Consider the following 15293-nt stretch of genomic DNA (forward strand, 5'->3'; position numbering starts at 1 on the left):
TTATTTTCTTTTTCTTACTAGCGTATAACAAAAATGACTTTGCTATATAGGGAATTGCTGGTAACGACTAGCTAAAATGAGTATGCGCCCCATTTGCTAGATTCGGTTAAGTTTCTATTTAATAAATATCTTTCAAAATGCTCAGTTCGCATATTCATTTTTAGCATTTGTTGGCGGTATGTTTTTAGTTCGTCCAGTTCTCAAGAGTGCCATTATCTTCTACCCAAATCTCCAAATAAACTTGTTCCTCAATGGGTTTGCCAGCTCTTTTTAGAATGTCAAATTTGAGGTGTTCCAATCTGGATTTTATGGTTCGTATACAATAGTTATATTCGGGCATATCCCAAAATTCTTTTATTTCTTTCTTGGTTTGATATTCCGCCATGACGACATCAGCAATTTCACCGTTCTTATCAATAGTTATCAAGTATTTCTCCGAACAATCAAATTCGTTAGCATTACTCCAATTTGCTTTTTGAAGTTCGTTGAATAGTAACGTTGACAGAGTGTCGTTATACCTTCTGTTTAACCGGTTTGGTTCATCTATATAGTTCATTACTCGTGTTGTGTTGGTTACACGTCCGTTATTAATTGAAACTATCCTTTCTTCTTCAAAGCTGTGGTAAAATACCCCATCCCATCTTAGCAGGTCTCCAATGGGTAAGCTTATATCACCTGTAAACCAATTCAAATGAACTTTGCCGTTGATCAGTTGATCACCAAAGATTTTTTTAATTCTTAGGTTGGACTGATTTACATCTATCCCAGATTCACTTTGAAGTTCACGACAAGAAGTGATATGTCTTAAAAACAGGCTGTCATTTGATAATTCATATATTGCCTGATAACCTCTCCAACAGCTCGTTGATGAACCTGCTCGAAACTTAAGGCCAAACAAATCGCCTTCATTCTCTCTATTTTGAGCGTTAAAATACTCTTCAAGAATCAAACGATAAAATGCGATAGTATCTCCTTCAAAAATTAAATAATCAGGCATTTGTGGACTGGCGTTCACTTCGGTTAAACCGAGTCCTAGTGTAATGGAAAGTATAAAAGTTCTGATGAAATTCCGCATTGCTCAATTACCGCCAACGCCTGTATAAAACCCGTTTGCTATAATTGGCTATGAAATACTGAAAGTAGTAATTTATGCTCTTTCCACAAACTGATACACTTCATTAATTGCAAAAGCTTAGAATAACTAAGTGCCATTTTTAGCCAAAGCACTATCTTTGGTTGCCAGCTATGAAAAGCAAGCATAAATTAAGGGCTATTTAGCACTCAATCTCCTACAAGGTGGTGAGCAAATGGGTTTTATATGATGTTGTGAGTTATATTATTGTACTAAAATCATTACAGCAATGAAAAGGAATATAAATAAATAAACAAACCAAGTGATTGTCTGAAAGTAATTTAAGAACAAAAGCAGTTTTAATGATCTTCGCTGTTTTGCGTCTTTAGTAGAAGCTATCAAAGTTCTCATTTCTTTTTTAGTTGCTTCAATCATGGAACCGGGTTTTCCGGCAAAAGTAATCCCGTATTTACGTTTTACTATTTGCAGATATATTTTATAAGTTAGCAATGATAGTACACCTACAAAAAATAAATAAATAAGAAAATTTAAAATGTCCAACTGAAATTATTTTTGAGGATCACGATTACTCACAACGCCTACATAAAACCTGTTTGCCCATGTAAGCTATGAAATACTAAACTAAGCAATTTATGCGGTTTCCACCAAGGCAGAATGTTGATTAATGTGATGCTGTCTACCTACAGTATGTCCAGTTGGTCGGTAAAAAATGGTCCGCCCGATGATGGCAAATACTTGAGTTGATTGAATTACTTTAAAAGCTTTTGAGCCCTACAATGCCTCGTCCGCCCGTTGATAAAGTTGCCACAAAGTGAAAGCATAAATTGCTGGCCAGTTACTGCTGACTTTGCTACATGGTGCTGAGCAAATTGGTTTTATGTGATGTTGTGTACAGTAGTTTCAAGTAATCCAGGGATTAAAAGTCGCAACAATAGTCCAAGTGCCATAGACCTTAGATAAGAAGTAAGAATATCCTGAGGCACTTCCTAGATAATTTTGGATAGTCACAGATATGATACAGTTTTCAGACTTTTGGTCAAAAACTGGCTCGCTGATGGAAACAACTTTTTGTCTTTCTCCCGTTTCTCTGAATAATTCATTTGTTGCTTCTTTAGTCAGGCAGTTTTTTGATTTTAGAAACGATGAATTGAGGCTTTGAATTAGTCCTTGGTCCCAAACTCCATCACGACTTGTCAACACACTTTCTTTTAGTTCATTTAAAGTGTTTTGAGGAATTTGCAATCCAGTTTGCTCTATTAACTCATTTGTATTGAAATAGGTTTTTGGCTTATCACAATGGATATATACTTTTCCATTTGAAGCCTCTTGTTCTATGATTTTAGTAAATATGCTAAATTCATTATTGGTTTGAGACCAGCTCAAAGTAGCTATGAATGTCAGTATTATGGTAGCTAGATATTTCATGATATTGTACACAACGCCTGTATAAAACCCGTTTGCTATACTAGGCTATGAAATACTGAAAGTAGTAATTTATGCTTTCTCCGCAAACTGATGCACTCCATTAATTGCAAAACCTTAGAATAATTAGGCCCCATAAATGCTCAAACCAATATCTTTCCTTGTTAGCTATAAAAAGCAAGCATAAATTACCGGCTATTTTGCACTCAATTTCCTACAAGGTGGTGAGCAAATGGGTTTTTATATCTTGTTATGGTCTTACTATCCTTTAAAGTCATATACTACCTTAATATACTCTTTTAATTTTCGCATCGTCTTTTCATTACAATCATTGCAATTTTTAAATGCGTCCTTTTTAAACGAATCTTTCATTTCTTTTGTGTACAAATTCCAACCCATTAAAGATAGGAATTCATCTCTTCTTCCTGAGTAAGGTTGTCTTTGGAGATAGCATATGAATTCTCGAGGGTATTTTCTTGCATAATCTGCAATGTAATTACCTATTATTTCAGTAAGTGCACCATCTGTTTCTCCAACCATTTTATACATATTATAGAAATAGAAAGGTCTTGTATTAGCATTTTTTGTATCTAAGCTATCCATAATTTCAAATGTTTTTTCGTCATCATATAATTCATGAGACCCTGTATAATAAGCTTTGCTTGTGGTATCAATGTCACTTCTATTTAGGAAATATGCAATTTCAATTCCGTTGATTTGTTTGTCATTCGTTTTACCTAAAATTTCGCAACCATATTCGTCCTTGTTAGTGACTGCTTCAGAAACAGTTTGTTTCTTTTCTTCCGGGGTTTCATTTTCTTTCTTGTCATTTGGCCTACTACAGGAAACAAGAATTATAGAAATTAATAATATCGTTGTAAACTTCTTCATGTGCTGTCGATTTATTGGCCATAACGTTAAGAATATAGTGCGTTGGGCCGTTCAAGGCTACAAACTACCAAATCCTTACATATTTTATTAAATGTAATCATTTTCAACTTTAGCATTATCTGCCCAATGAACTATATTTAGTGTTAGGTGCTGCCATTTCTTCTCAACGCCCTTTCAAAGAATTTATGTTAATGAATTTTAGAATCATCTTCGAGTTGAATTTTTAATTTTTGTAGCTTCTCTTTTTTCATATTCTTCTTTGAAAAGTTCTGGAGCTACTAAGTCAAGTAATGGAGGTAGTTTCCATAATCCATTTTCGTGGAAATACCTGTCAATAAAAACTGAGAACGGAATGAGCTTAGACATTCTCATCTGTTTGTACTCTTCTAAATATCTATCATATTCTTTTTGGGATTTGAAATTTCTCTTTTTCTTCTTCTTTATTTTTTTGTTTTCTTGATAATTTTTTAAAACATCATGAAGATTAATCTCATTGGCTAGTCCAACTTGATTATAGATAAGCGAATCAATATTTACAACAGATAGGGGCTTTATGTGATGAATAAATAAACCTTCTTTTGCCAACTCTAACAATTCATCTTGAAACCAAAAATCAATAAGTTCATTAAACCCAGGAGTATTGTATTGATGGTCGTGAGTAAGCAAAATGGGATAAATAAATATCTCTTTGTAGTGATAATCTGTATCAGCCGAAAATTCATTTTTTAAAACTCTACGAATGCTGTTTATTAATTGCATAACAGCCTTTGCCTTTATTTTTCCATCTGGCAATTCCTCATAATCCAATACTCTTCCAAACTCTTCTTCATATATTTTGAAGTCGAAAGACATTTTTTTATTAGCTGCAATTAAGAAGTCCTTTGACTCAACAAGCAAAATATTTTTACCTTTTCTTATATAATAATCAGGTGCAGCATCAATTTTCATATCTGCCAGTTCTTTACCTGAAAACCTAATGCACTTAGAAGAATAAATACTTTCCATTACTTTATAGCAAAGTATCTTTTCTGAAAACTCGCCACCATAGAAACTTCTAATGTCCTTTATCTTTTGAGCTTTTGGAAGAGATTTATTTACATCCCTTAAAAGGAAATAAACACCTTTGAAAATTTTTTCAACCACAAATAAATTGTAGATCACTCGGTAAATACCATCTTTTACTTTGTAAAATGGCTTTGCTCTAGTAGTAAGAAAATCATTCTGGTCAAGTTCATCATTTTCTAGAATAATTAGCTTTTCAATAAAGGCACAGCTCCTCTCAAAATTATCACCATCCTCTACCACAATGTCGATATGTGCTTCCCGTTCGTTTTTTACTGCAGGAATAGTTAATGGCAAAAGACTTTTTAAATAGTCCTGCCACGTTGGGCAATTAAAATAGGCTAAAAATTTAGCTAATAGTGGTTTGGTTTTATCATGAGATTCAAGAAAAGAAAACAGATAAATAGCTTTTATCATTTGAGTTGCCCAAATCTGTTTGATGTCGTAGTTTGATTTATCCGAAACAGGATATTGCATGCAAAACATAACCATTGGAATGTTTAGCTCCTCATCACTTTCTTGTGCTGATGGAAAGGCAACGGCTTGTTTTTCGGTAAATTCAGAATTTAAAGCCAAGTAAGCTTTAAACAAATTAATTTCTAACTCTGCCTGTGTTTGAGTTTCGGGTTCTTCAGGCTTTGAAAAGTAGTATTCAAAGAGTCTCAAACTTGAATAGGTATTTATTATTCCAATTTGGATACCTTTCTTTTCCAAACCCTTTATTCTATCATAAACTTGGTTTGCGAATTCGTTGTTTTCTGTTCGAAAATACATTCCAAGAAATTCCTTATTATCATTAAACTTTGATTTTTGATTTTTAAATCCTAAAAAGGAAGCTGCTACATTTAAAATCATCTGTCTGCTACTGCCTGCTAGATACTGTTCAACAGTTAATTTTTCTTCGGTCGGAAAGGCAACTTCAAATTCAAGGATTTGTCCCATGCTGATTGCTTTGGCAATATATGATTTGTCAGCAGTCAAAATCAGTCTTCCATTTTTTTAATATTCATCTCTTTTAATGGATTTGTGTCGTTCTTTACGCTTGCACCTAACGTCAGGCTATCGATCGTTTTGATTGGGAATCTTAGTAATTTGATGACCTTTCATTAATGATTCGATAGCTGATGTTGTGTTTAGTATATTTTTAATTACTCCTAAAGTAGTAGAAATTAGGGTAATTGAAAAATACGGAGTTCCTTTCTTAAAACCATCACAATCATCTGCCATGTCAGTTGGAGTCATGACTAAATGGTATATAGGAGAAACTATGTATCCGTTGTCATGCCGGTAGAAAGCCTAAATCCACCCCTGATAAAAACGATTGCTTTTTCATTAGCCTCTGAATTCCTTGACTTTATGGCTGGAATCGGCTAACTTCATTCTAAGTTTTTTAACGGTCTCAACCGTTTAGAAGCACACTGCTTCCACGGCTCGCCCGCAAAACTTAGGCCTTTTCAAGGCTAATCAATCCGCTTTTTATGCCCTCTTTCTGCCAACTGCCTTGCAGAATAATCTTAAGAAAGGAATTAAATACAACGCCTACATAAAACCTGTTTGCCTACGTAAGCTATGAAAAGCTAAACTAAGCAATTTATGCGGTTTCCACCAAGGCAGAATGTTGATTAAAGTGATGTCTTTATACAGCCAGTCAAGTGGGTCGGTAAAATAAAGTCCGCCCGATGATGGCAAATGTTGACTTGACAGAATTAAATTAAAAGCTATTGAGCTCTACAATGCTCGGTCCGCCCGTTGATGAAGTTGCCACAAAGTGAAAGCATAAATTGCTGGCTGGTTACTGCTAAGTTTGCTACAGGGTGCTGAGCAAATTGGTTTTATGTGTTGTTGTAGGTAGTTTTTTATTCTTCATTTAGCTTGTCAAAGTATTTTTTTCGTAAAAACTTGTTCACGTCCCTTTCTATTGTGTCAGCTGAATTTTTTAAAATATAATATTCAAAATCCGATTCAGCCTTTTTGTATAAAGAATCTCCGACATTTAATTCTTCGTGAATGTAAAATGGAATCTCTTTTTTCCATTCATTATCAATCATTATTGGTCTAGTCCGCCCATGGTCTTTTTCCAAGAGCAAACTTGTAATTTTTCCTGAATAAGATTCTTCTCGAATTATATTGTATTCCTTTTCCAGATAGCTAAGTGAATTATTTCGAATCAACAGAATAGAAATGAATATGATAAAAATCGGAATAAACACTAAAGCAAGACTTTTCGTAACTGTCCGTTCTTGCTTATTTAGTTCATTTTCGCTTTGTGTTCTCATTCGCGTAATTACCTACAACGCCTGTATAAAACCCGTTTGTTACACTAGGCTATGAAATACTGAAAGTAGTAATTTATGCTATCTCCGCAAACTGATACACTTCATTAATTGCAAAAGATTAGAATAATTAGGCGCCTTACTTGACCAACGCAGTATCCTTGCTTGCCAGCTATGAAACGTAAGCATAAATTACGGGCTCTTTAGCACTCAATTTGCTACAAGGTGGTGAGCAAATGGGTTTTGATACTATGTTAGGTAGCGTTTCTAATTTTCAACTAATGCTTTTAAACTCAAAGCGTATGATGTTAGAATATAAATCGCAGTTATCCAATTTCCCAGAATACTGATAACGAAGGATTCATTAAATCTCTTTAACGCACTTCTATATCTCTTGGGGCTTAGAAAGAACATTAGAAATAAGATGTAAACTGCAATAGGGATTGTATATACTAGCCAAGGTGTCTTTACTGGTGTCTGATTCAAAATGTAAATGTAAATACAGAACATATAAGAAAGAGTCGAGGTGCTCGCCCAAAATGCAGCTCTATACTGAGGTTTACTCGCTCCAAAGCTCAAAGCTTTTGAAAATTTAAAAAACCTAAAATAAAAATATTGAATGATAGTTGTCATTATGATTGAGTGGGAAGGCAGTGCTACCTAACGTCAGGCTATCGATCGTTTTGATTGGGAATCTTAGTAATTTGATGACCTTTCATTAATGATTCGATAGCTGATGTTGTGTTTAGTATATTTTTAATTACTCCTAAAGTAGTAGAAATTAGGGTAATTGAAAAATACGGAGTTCCTTTCTTAAAACCATCACAATCATCTGCCATGTCAGTTGGAGTCATGACTAAATGGTATATAGGAGAAACTATGTATCCGTTGTCATGCCGGTAGAAAGCCTAAATCCACCCCTGATAAAAACGATTGCTTTTTCATTAGCCTCTGAATTCCTTGACTTTATGGCTGGAATCGGCTAACTTCATTCTAAGTTTTTTAACGGTCTCAACCGTTTAGAAGCACACTGCTTCCACGGCTCGCCCGCAAAACTTAGGCCTTTTCAAGGCTAATCAATCCGCTTTTTATGCCCTCTTTCTGCCAACTGCCTTGCAGAATAATCTTAAGAAAGGAATTAAATACAACGGTTGGCGGTATGGACAGTAAGGGATTGCGGGCGATGTCCTATCAAGTTACACGAAAATTGAAGCGGGCAACAAACCTTCGCATACCACTGAAACCCTTATTGGCTATACCGCGTGTTAGCTGCTGTATTTTTATAAATTAATTGTTCTTTCTATGTTTATTTGCTCTAAAAAAGTTTCATCGTGCGAAATGACAATCAATGTACCCTGATAATCATTGATGGCATTTGTTAGTATTTCTATGTTATAAATATCCAAATTATTGGTCGGTTCGTCCAAGATTATGATGTCTGGCGATTGATTGTAAATGCTTAAACAACATAACATCAAACGCATTCTTTCCCCACCACTTAAAGCATTGCAAGGCTTGTCCCAATCTTCTTTTGGGAACAAAAACCTATTTAGTCTTATTTTTATTTCGTGTTCCTGCAATGCAAAAGTATTAAATTGCTGTGACTGCTCATAAACTTTTCGGTTGTTATCTATTAACGAATAATCTTGGTCAATATAAACCGATTTGTTTTCTGCAATAAAGACTGTGCCGATTTGCGGTACAAGATATCCCAAAATCATTTTTATTAAAGTCGTTTTACCAGAACCGTTTGCTCCTTTTACAGATATTCGTTCCCCACTAACAATTTGAAAATTCAAATTTTCTCTCCATAAATAGTTTTCGGTTGTGTACCCGAAATTAATACTATTTGCAATAAAAAGATTTTTGCCTCTATGAAGTTTTGAATTGTCAAATCCAAACTTCATTTGGTTAATTTCAGAAAGGGAAGAACGCAACTTTTGTAATTCAGTTCTGACAATTCCTATTTTTTCTGTGTGAACACCCGCTATTTTAGCAGTACTTAACTCTGCACTGTTTTTCATAGCATTGGAAACTATTTTAGGAAGCCCCGCTTTACCACTACTTTTTTTTGCTCGTGTGTCCAGTTTTCTTTGACGTTCCAAAGTTTCACGTTGTTTCTCTTTGGCTTTTTTCAAGTCCTTTTCCTTGCTTTGAATATCTTGGTTAAGCGCATTTATTTCAATTTGTTTTTGTTCCTTATAAAAGTCGTAATCACCACCATAGACTTTAATTCCATTTGAGTTTAATTCGCAAACGGTATCTAAGAGGTTCAGTAATTTTCTGTCGTGGCTTACGATAACCAAAGTACTTTCTGTAGATTGAATATAATCATACAACAGTTGCCTGCCAAAAATATCCAAATGATTGCTTGGTTCGTCCAGCAAAACCAACTCATATTGATGGATAGAAATGCCTGCGAGAAAAACTTTTGTCTTCTGTCCTCCACTAAGGGTGTCCATTTTTTGAGACAAGTCTAAATTGGATAAATGCCAATAGTTCAGAGCATCTTTACAACGGTCTTCTAATGTCCAGTCATTATTAAGCAGGTTGAAATTTTCTTCACTTATGTTTCCGTTCAAAATTTCATTTAAGGCATTTAACTTATTTTCAATCCTTAATGCCTGAGCAATGCTCAAATGGTTAAACTGTCCGCAAATTTGTGGGATATAATACGGTTCCGCATCAACATTTATTTTACCGCCTGACGGTTCTAATTCTTTAGCAATAATTTTCAACAACGTTGATTTTCCAACTCCGTTGCTACCAATCAAAGCTATTTTGTCGTGGTTGTTTATCGTTAGGTTGATGTCAGTAAACAGCAAATCTTTATTAGGGTGTGTATATGATACACTATGTAAAGTCAACATAATTTCTTTCTTTATAAAAAATGAAACACTCACAGCAAAATATTCTACTGTACTTTTTTATCTATATGTGAAAGAAATTATTTTTTCATCCCTACTGACTGTTTAGTTTTAGATTTTGCAAATATATAAAATTATGTGGCAGCTTCCTAATATTGCAGCTAACATATGGATAAAGAGACTAAAGTCGCTTTATCCACATTATAAAAATTCTAATCTAAGGGATTTTTGATACTTTTGAAAATATTAGTCGCTACATGAGTATAGATTTCTGTAGTTCTACTACTATTATGACCTAACAATGTTTGAATATATCTTAAATCTGTTCCCGCCTCTAAAAGATGTGTGGCAAATGAATGTCGCAGCATATGAGGATTTACCTTTTTTCTGATTCCTGCCTCAATAGCGGCTTTCTTTACTACCTTCGCCACGCTTGTTGCATGATAGGGTTCCCCTTTATAGCCTTCAAAAAGATACCTTTTAGGTTTATAAGCGCTGTAATAAAGCCTCATTTTCGTAAGCACCTTATCGCTCAGTAAAGTTAGTCGGTCTTTATTACCCTTAGCCCCTTTAATTAAAATTGACATTCTTTTGCTATCAATATCTTCTAATCTTAAGTTGACCAATTCGCTCCTTCTTAACCCTGCGGAATACAATAAACTAATAATGCACTGATGCTTTAAATTATGAGTTCTACTTATCATCAGTTCAATTTCCTGCTTACTTAAAACACAAGGAAGCTTTTCAGCTTTCGCAGGTCTAGGGAACTCATAAAATCGATTCGGCATTTTATTTACGATTTCAAAATAAAATTTTATCGCATTAATGTGTTGATTAATACTTGAGTCACTTTTTGAATTCTGTATTAAAGAGTGAATGAAACTTTTAATTTCTACTTCACTAAGCTTATGTATTGGAATAGTTGAATGAAAATTCAAAAAGCTTTCAAAGCACGAAACGTAGGTTCTAACCGTACTTATTGCATATTTTCTGGCTTCCAGTTCATCTAAAAAGCTATCCGGACACTTTTTATAACTTGCAGCAAATGTTCTCGATTTATATCCTTTAATGACTACACTGGGATCATCGCAACCCATCCATCCTTTTTTACTGAAATAACGCATGTCTAGCCATGCAACGCCTCTAAATGTATTCAAAACTTGATTGTAGTTTTCAGTAGTGTTCAGCAAACAGACCATTTGCCTTTTTTTATGCCATTTTACACCAGGCAAAGTCTTTACTAGGGCTTGAATCACTTTGTCAGGATAGAATTTTAAGCCAATCATCCGCTTTCCATCTACTTCCAGATGGCGTAAACTGATCATTTTGGTTAGTTTTTCCATAAAATATGAGGTGATATGAGACACAAACACCGTCATAATTGCATTATAATCAAAATTTAATGGTAGATTTAAACGTTTAATAAACGTTAAGATCTACGGAAATGAAGACTTGTTTAAACTGTGGAAAAGAGTTAGAAGGGAGAGCTGGGAAGAAATTCTGTACCCCTTATTGTAAATCCAACTATCATTATGAGCGAAATAAGCAGAAAGAAAGCAGCTTATTTAAAAAGATTGATAAGCAATTAAAACTGAACAGAAGGATATTAAAAAATTACAATCGGGCAGGGAAAGCAACCGTAAGGGCAGAAGAACTATATAAACACGGCTTCGACCCAAAGTTTTTCACCCATTATTGGAAGAATAGTAAAAATCAGGTTTATCTTTTTTGCTTTGAGTTTGGTTTTCTTTCCTTCAAAGATGATCAGGATGTCAGAAAATTTACCCTTATCAAATGGCAAGATTATATGGAAAATTAGATTTTAGATACTAGAACTAAGAGTATAGGAAATAGTTAACTAAATATCTCTAAGGGCACGTTTAGTACTTATAAAAATTATTAAAGTCAATCGAAACCTGTCAGGTTTCAGTAGCAAATTTCATTCAATTTATAATTTTCGGTGGTCTTAATGATTTTAAACCTGACAGGTTTAGAATATGAATTTACAGCAAAGATATCCCCTTGAGGACATAATAGTGGTATCAAATTGATAAGAATCTAGAACCTAGAATCTTGTAAAATGTAACCTAATACCATACTCTAATCTTAAAATCGGACTAAACCTGTCAGGTTTCCAGTTTAAACATAACTTAATACGAATATCAATACTAATAATGTCAAGTTAAAACCTGACAGGTTTTTGTGTATTAAAGCTAATAGTTAATTAACAATATTATAAATTCCTTACCAACCAAATAATTGGGGTTATTAAAAGCTATTCCCTTGAGGGGATTATAGGGGTGTATAATCTAGATTCTATAACCAAGTAATGAGATACTTGGCTTTTCCTGTGGTATAAAGTAATAAATAATTTGAAAGGTTAAGAGCTAAAAAAACCCTGAAATTCTCATTCCAAGGTTTTCAAGAATTTATAAATCAGTCTAGAATCTAGATTCTAAAATCTAGCAGCTTATTTTCTACTATAATTCGGAGCTTCACGGGTTACATGTACATCGTGTGGATGACTTTCCGCAACACCAGCAGCTGTTATTTTAACAAACTTCGCTTCTTTTAATTGCTCTAGGTTTCCAGCACCGCAGTAACCCATTCCGGCTTTCAGTCCTCCCACCATCTGGTGCAATACTTCCGCTACCATTCCTTTAAACGGTACACGTCCTGTAATTCCTTCTGGCACTAATTTCTTAATGTCATCTTCCGCATCTTGGAAATAACGATCTTTACTTCCTTGTCCCATTGCTTCAACAGAACCCATGCCTCGGTAAGATTTGAATTTTCTACCTTCGAAAAGAATCATTTCACCAGGTGCTTCTTCAGTACCCGCTAATAATGACCCAATCATTACGCTATCTGCGCCTCCGGCTAATGCTTTTACGATATCACCAGAAAAACGGATACCGCCATCTGCAATAATCGGAACTCCAGTATCCTTAATCGCTTTATAAGTTTCATATACGGCTGAAAGCTGTGGTGCACCTACTCCGGCAACCACTCGAGTAGTACAAATACTTCCCGGTCCAACCCCTACTTTTACCGCATCAGCACCTGCTTCTACCAAAGCTTTTGCAGCTTCAGGAGTGGCAATATTTCCTACTATCATGTCAAGATTAGGATATGCTTTTTTGATTCTTGCAGCTGTATCAATTACGCCTTTACTATGTCCGTGGGCGGTATCAATGGTTACAACATCTACTCCAGCTTTCACCAAGGCATCAATTCTTTCTTCAATATCACCCGTAACCCCAACGGCAGCCCCAACTCTTAATCTGCCAAACTCATCTTTGCAGGCATTAGGCTTATCTTTTTTCTTCAAGATATCTTTATAGGTAATTAAGCCCATCAAGATGCCCGATTTATTAATGATCGGTAATTTTTCGATTTTATGCTCTTGTAATACTTCTTCAGCACCTTCTAAATCAATTCCTTCCTCAGCTGTGATGAGGTTTTGGCTGGTCATTACTTTTTCAACTGACACTTTATTGTCCTTTTGAAAACGTAAATCTCTGTTGGTTACAATGCCTAATAGTTTTTTGGAAGAATCAACTACCGGAATACCTCCAATTTTGTTTTCGCGCATAATTTTTAAGGCGTCACCTACTGTGCTATCAATATGAAGGGTAACCGGATCTAATATCATTCCACTTTGAGAACGCTTCACTTTACGCACTTCCATAGCCTGTTGCTCAATGGTCATGTTTTTATGAATGAAGCCGAGCCCTCCCTCTAATGCAATAGCAATTGCTAAATTATGCTCAGTTACGGTATCCATGGCAGCGGAAACCAAAGGAATGTTAAGCGTTATATTTCGGGTTAATTTTGAGGAAGTGTCAGTGTCTCTCGGTAAAACTTCTGAATATCCTGGAAGCAATAATACGTCATCGTAAGTTAAAGCTTCGTAAACAAATTTGGATGTGTCTAAGCTCATAATGCAAATAATTAGCTGTGATTATTTGCAGGGCAAAAGTACGAACATACTTTCATTATCCGAAATTTGTTGTTATAATTATTTTGTAAAAAATCAAAAAAACCTGGAACTTTATGAGTTTACCCCTTCTACTGCTCCTGTCAGCCCTTATTCTACTATTTGCTTATTTTACCTACGGTAGATTTATTAGTAAAAAGTTTGAAATTCGGGATGAGCAGCCTACTCCAGCCCATACTCAAAATGATGGGGTTGATTATGTTCCTTCCAATAAATTGGTGGTTTTAGGGCATCATTTTGCTTCCATTGCGGGGGCAGGTCCTATTGTAGGGCCTATTATTGCAGTAACTTTCGGTTGGATTCCAGCAGTGATCTGGATTTTATTAGGCGGGATATTTTTTGGTGCTGTGCATGACATCGGAAGCATGGTAGCCTCCTTGCGCCATAAAGGAAAATCAATTGGGGTAATCATTCAACAATATATTGGGCAAAATGGGAAAAGACTATTTCTGATCTTTAGCTTTTCTACCTTAATTCTAATCATAGCTGTTTTTGCGGATATTATTGCCAAGACTTTTGTAAAAAACCCAGGGGTAGCTTCTACCTCAGCTTTATTTATAGGCTTAGCCTTAATTTTTGGCTTATTGAATAGAAAGTTAGCGCATAAAAAATCATCCTTTCTTTGGCTTTCTATAATTGGGATTTTCTTCATGTATTACTTTGTAATATTAGGGAACAGTATTCCTTTTGAACTGAATTATGTGTTTTGGGTAGGCTTATTATTAGCCTATGCATTTGTGGCATCCGTTACGCCTATGTCGGTTTTATTACAGCCTCGTGATTATCTCAGTAGCTTTTTATTATATGGTTTGATTATTCTAGCCATAGTCGGGGTGGTAGTGGCCAATCCGGAAGTGAAAATGGACCATAATATTGTATTTAATAGTGAAGATATTGGGTATCTGTTTCCGGTGCTTTTTATAACAGTCGCATGTGGTGCTATAAGTGGTTTTCATTCTTTGGTAGCATCAGGCACAACTTCCAAGCAAATTAATAAGGAATCAGATGCAAAGGTGGTTGGCTATGGCGGAATGCTGATCGAATCTTTCCTGGCTATCATTTCTGTATGTGCCGTTATGGTGATTAGTAGAACAGATTATGCAAACAGTCTCAGCACCGATGGACCTGTTAATATGTTTGCTGATGGAATGGGCTATGTCATTTCCTCTTTAGGAATTGAAGAAGGCTTAGCGGTTAACTTTGTAGCGCTAACAATTTCCGCTTTTGCTTTAACTACTTTAGATACCTGCACTCGTTTAGCTCGCTTTACGTTTCAGGAATTTTTTGAAGAATCAGATAATAAATCAGTTCAAAAGCTTACTCAAAATAGGTTCTTATCCACAACGGTGGTGGTAATCCTTTCTTCTTTATTTTTGCTATCGGGGGAATTCACTACTTTATGGCCCATTTTTGGTTCAGCTAATCAGTTATTAGCAGCTTTGGCGCTTTTGGCGGTCTCCGTTTGGATGATAAAGTCGGGCAAGAAAGTAGGCTTTTTGCTGATCCCAATGTTTTTCATGTTTGTAGTTACGCTGAGCTCACTATTTGTTTTGGCTTTTCAAAACTTCGAAAAAGGAATATATAGTATATCCATAGTGGCTACTTTACTTTTTGCCTTGGCAATCGTTTTACTAATACTGGCGAAAAGATGCTTGAAGAAAGAAGATGAGAAGGTAGGGGCATGA

At 35.1% G+C, this 15293-nt stretch carries 12 protein-coding genes; 2 read left to right on the top strand and 10 right to left on the bottom strand.

Going from position 1 to position 15293, the window contains the following annotated elements; all coding sequences use genetic code 11:
* Positions 1 to 184: 184 nt before the first annotated feature.
* From QYS48_RS07250 to QYS48_RS07290, 9 genes are all read right to left on the bottom strand, one after another.
* Positions 185 to 1075, bottom strand: a complete 891-nt coding sequence (locus QYS48_RS07250) for a hypothetical protein (protein ID WP_308358170.1) — start codon at positions 1073 to 1075, stop codon at positions 185 to 187.
* Between the two features lie 918 nt (positions 1076 to 1993).
* Positions 1994 to 2518 carry a hypothetical protein gene (locus tag QYS48_RS07255; RefSeq protein ID WP_308358171.1) on the bottom strand — a complete coding sequence of 175 codons (525 nt, stop codon included), beginning with the start codon at positions 2516 to 2518 and terminating at the stop codon, positions 1994 to 1996.
* A gap of 258 nt (positions 2519 to 2776) precedes the next feature.
* Positions 2777 to 3406, bottom strand: coding sequence for a hypothetical protein (locus QYS48_RS07260; protein WP_308358172.1), 630 nt, complete (start codon positions 3404 to 3406; stop codon positions 2777 to 2779).
* A 204-nt stretch (positions 3407 to 3610) separates the two neighbouring features.
* Positions 3611 to 5410: a hypothetical protein gene (locus QYS48_RS07265; protein ID WP_308358173.1), complete on the bottom strand. Its 1800-nt coding sequence runs from the start codon at positions 5408 to 5410 to the stop codon at positions 3611 to 3613.
* A 117-nt stretch (positions 5411 to 5527) separates the two neighbouring features.
* Positions 5528 to 5710, bottom strand: coding sequence for a hypothetical protein (locus QYS48_RS07270; RefSeq protein WP_308358166.1), 183 nt, complete (start codon positions 5708 to 5710; stop codon positions 5528 to 5530).
* 614 nt (positions 5711 to 6324) lie between these two features.
* Entirely contained in the window at positions 6325 to 6744 is a 420-nt protein-coding gene (locus tag QYS48_RS07275) for a hypothetical protein (protein ID WP_302102745.1), read from the bottom strand.
* 668 nt (positions 6745 to 7412) lie between these two features.
* A complete protein-coding gene (locus tag QYS48_RS07280; protein WP_308358166.1) occupies positions 7413 to 7595 on the bottom strand; it encodes a hypothetical protein in 183 nt (60 codons plus the stop codon).
* Positions 7596 to 8021: 426 nt separating this feature from the next.
* The gene (locus QYS48_RS07285; protein ID WP_308358174.1) at positions 8022 to 9644 is read right to left on the bottom strand and encodes an ABC-F family ATP-binding cassette domain-containing protein; all 1623 of its coding nucleotides are present in this window, start codon (positions 9642 to 9644) and stop codon (positions 8022 to 8024) included.
* A 176-nt stretch (positions 9645 to 9820) separates the two neighbouring features.
* A complete protein-coding gene (locus tag QYS48_RS07290; RefSeq protein ID WP_308358175.1) occupies positions 9821 to 10951 on the bottom strand; it encodes a tyrosine-type recombinase/integrase in 1131 nt (376 codons plus the stop codon).
* A gap of 101 nt (positions 10952 to 11052) precedes the next feature.
* Here QYS48_RS07290 and QYS48_RS07295 point away from each other — a divergent pair, with 101 nt between their 5' ends.
* On the top strand, positions 11053 to 11427 hold the full coding sequence (locus QYS48_RS07295; protein WP_308358176.1) for a hypothetical protein: 375 nt from the start codon (positions 11053 to 11055) through the stop codon (positions 11425 to 11427).
* A gap of 651 nt (positions 11428 to 12078) precedes the next feature.
* Here QYS48_RS07295 and guaB read toward each other — a convergent pair.
* On the bottom strand, positions 12079 to 13551 hold the full coding sequence (gene guaB / locus QYS48_RS07300) for an IMP dehydrogenase (RefSeq protein ID WP_308358177.1): 1473 nt from the start codon (positions 13549 to 13551) through the stop codon (positions 12079 to 12081).
* Between the two features lie 113 nt (positions 13552 to 13664).
* Between guaB and QYS48_RS07305 the strand changes: the two genes are divergently transcribed.
* Positions 13665 to 15293: a carbon starvation protein A gene (locus tag QYS48_RS07305; RefSeq protein ID WP_308358178.1), complete on the top strand. Its 1629-nt coding sequence runs from the start codon at positions 13665 to 13667 to the stop codon at positions 15291 to 15293.

Origin of the sequence: Marivirga arenosa (assembly GCF_030503895.2) — a bacterium.
GTDB lineage: Bacteria > Bacteroidota > Bacteroidia > Cytophagales > Cyclobacteriaceae > Marivirga > Marivirga arenosa.

Bases quoted from the DNA above. Each gene is read 5' to 3' on its own strand.
- QYS48_RS07255 (WP_308358171.1), bottom strand. From the start codon at position 2,518: ATGAAATATCTAGCTACCATAATACTGACATTCATAGCTACTTTGAGC.
- QYS48_RS07265 (WP_308358173.1), bottom strand. From the start codon at position 5,410: ATGGGACAAATCCTTGAATTTGAAGTTGCCTTTCCGACCGAAGAAAAA.
- QYS48_RS07280 (WP_308358166.1), bottom strand. From the start codon at position 7,595: ATGACTCCAACTGACATGGCAGATGATTGTGATGGTTTTAAGAAAGGA.
- guaB (WP_308358177.1), bottom strand. From the start codon at position 13,551: ATGAGCTTAGACACATCCAAATTTGTTTACGAAGCTTTAACTTACGAT.
- QYS48_RS07290 (WP_308358175.1), bottom strand. From the start codon at position 10,951: ATGGAAAAACTAACCAAAATGATCAGTTTACGCCATCTGGAAGTAGAT.
- QYS48_RS07275 (WP_302102745.1), bottom strand. From the start codon at position 6,744: ATGAGAACACAAAGCGAAAATGAACTAAATAAGCAAGAACGGACAGTT.
- QYS48_RS07295 (WP_308358176.1), top strand. From the start codon at position 11,053: ATGAAGACTTGTTTAAACTGTGGAAAAGAGTTAGAAGGGAGAGCTGGG.
- QYS48_RS07250 (WP_308358170.1), bottom strand. From the start codon at position 1,075: ATGCGGAATTTCATCAGAACTTTTATACTTTCCATTACACTAGGACTC.
- QYS48_RS07270 (WP_308358166.1), bottom strand. From the start codon at position 5,710: ATGACTCCAACTGACATGGCAGATGATTGTGATGGTTTTAAGAAAGGA.
- QYS48_RS07260 (WP_308358172.1), bottom strand. From the start codon at position 3,406: ATGAAGAAGTTTACAACGATATTATTAATTTCTATAATTCTTGTTTCC.
- QYS48_RS07305 (WP_308358178.1), top strand. From the start codon at position 13,665: ATGAGTTTACCCCTTCTACTGCTCCTGTCAGCCCTTATTCTACTATTT.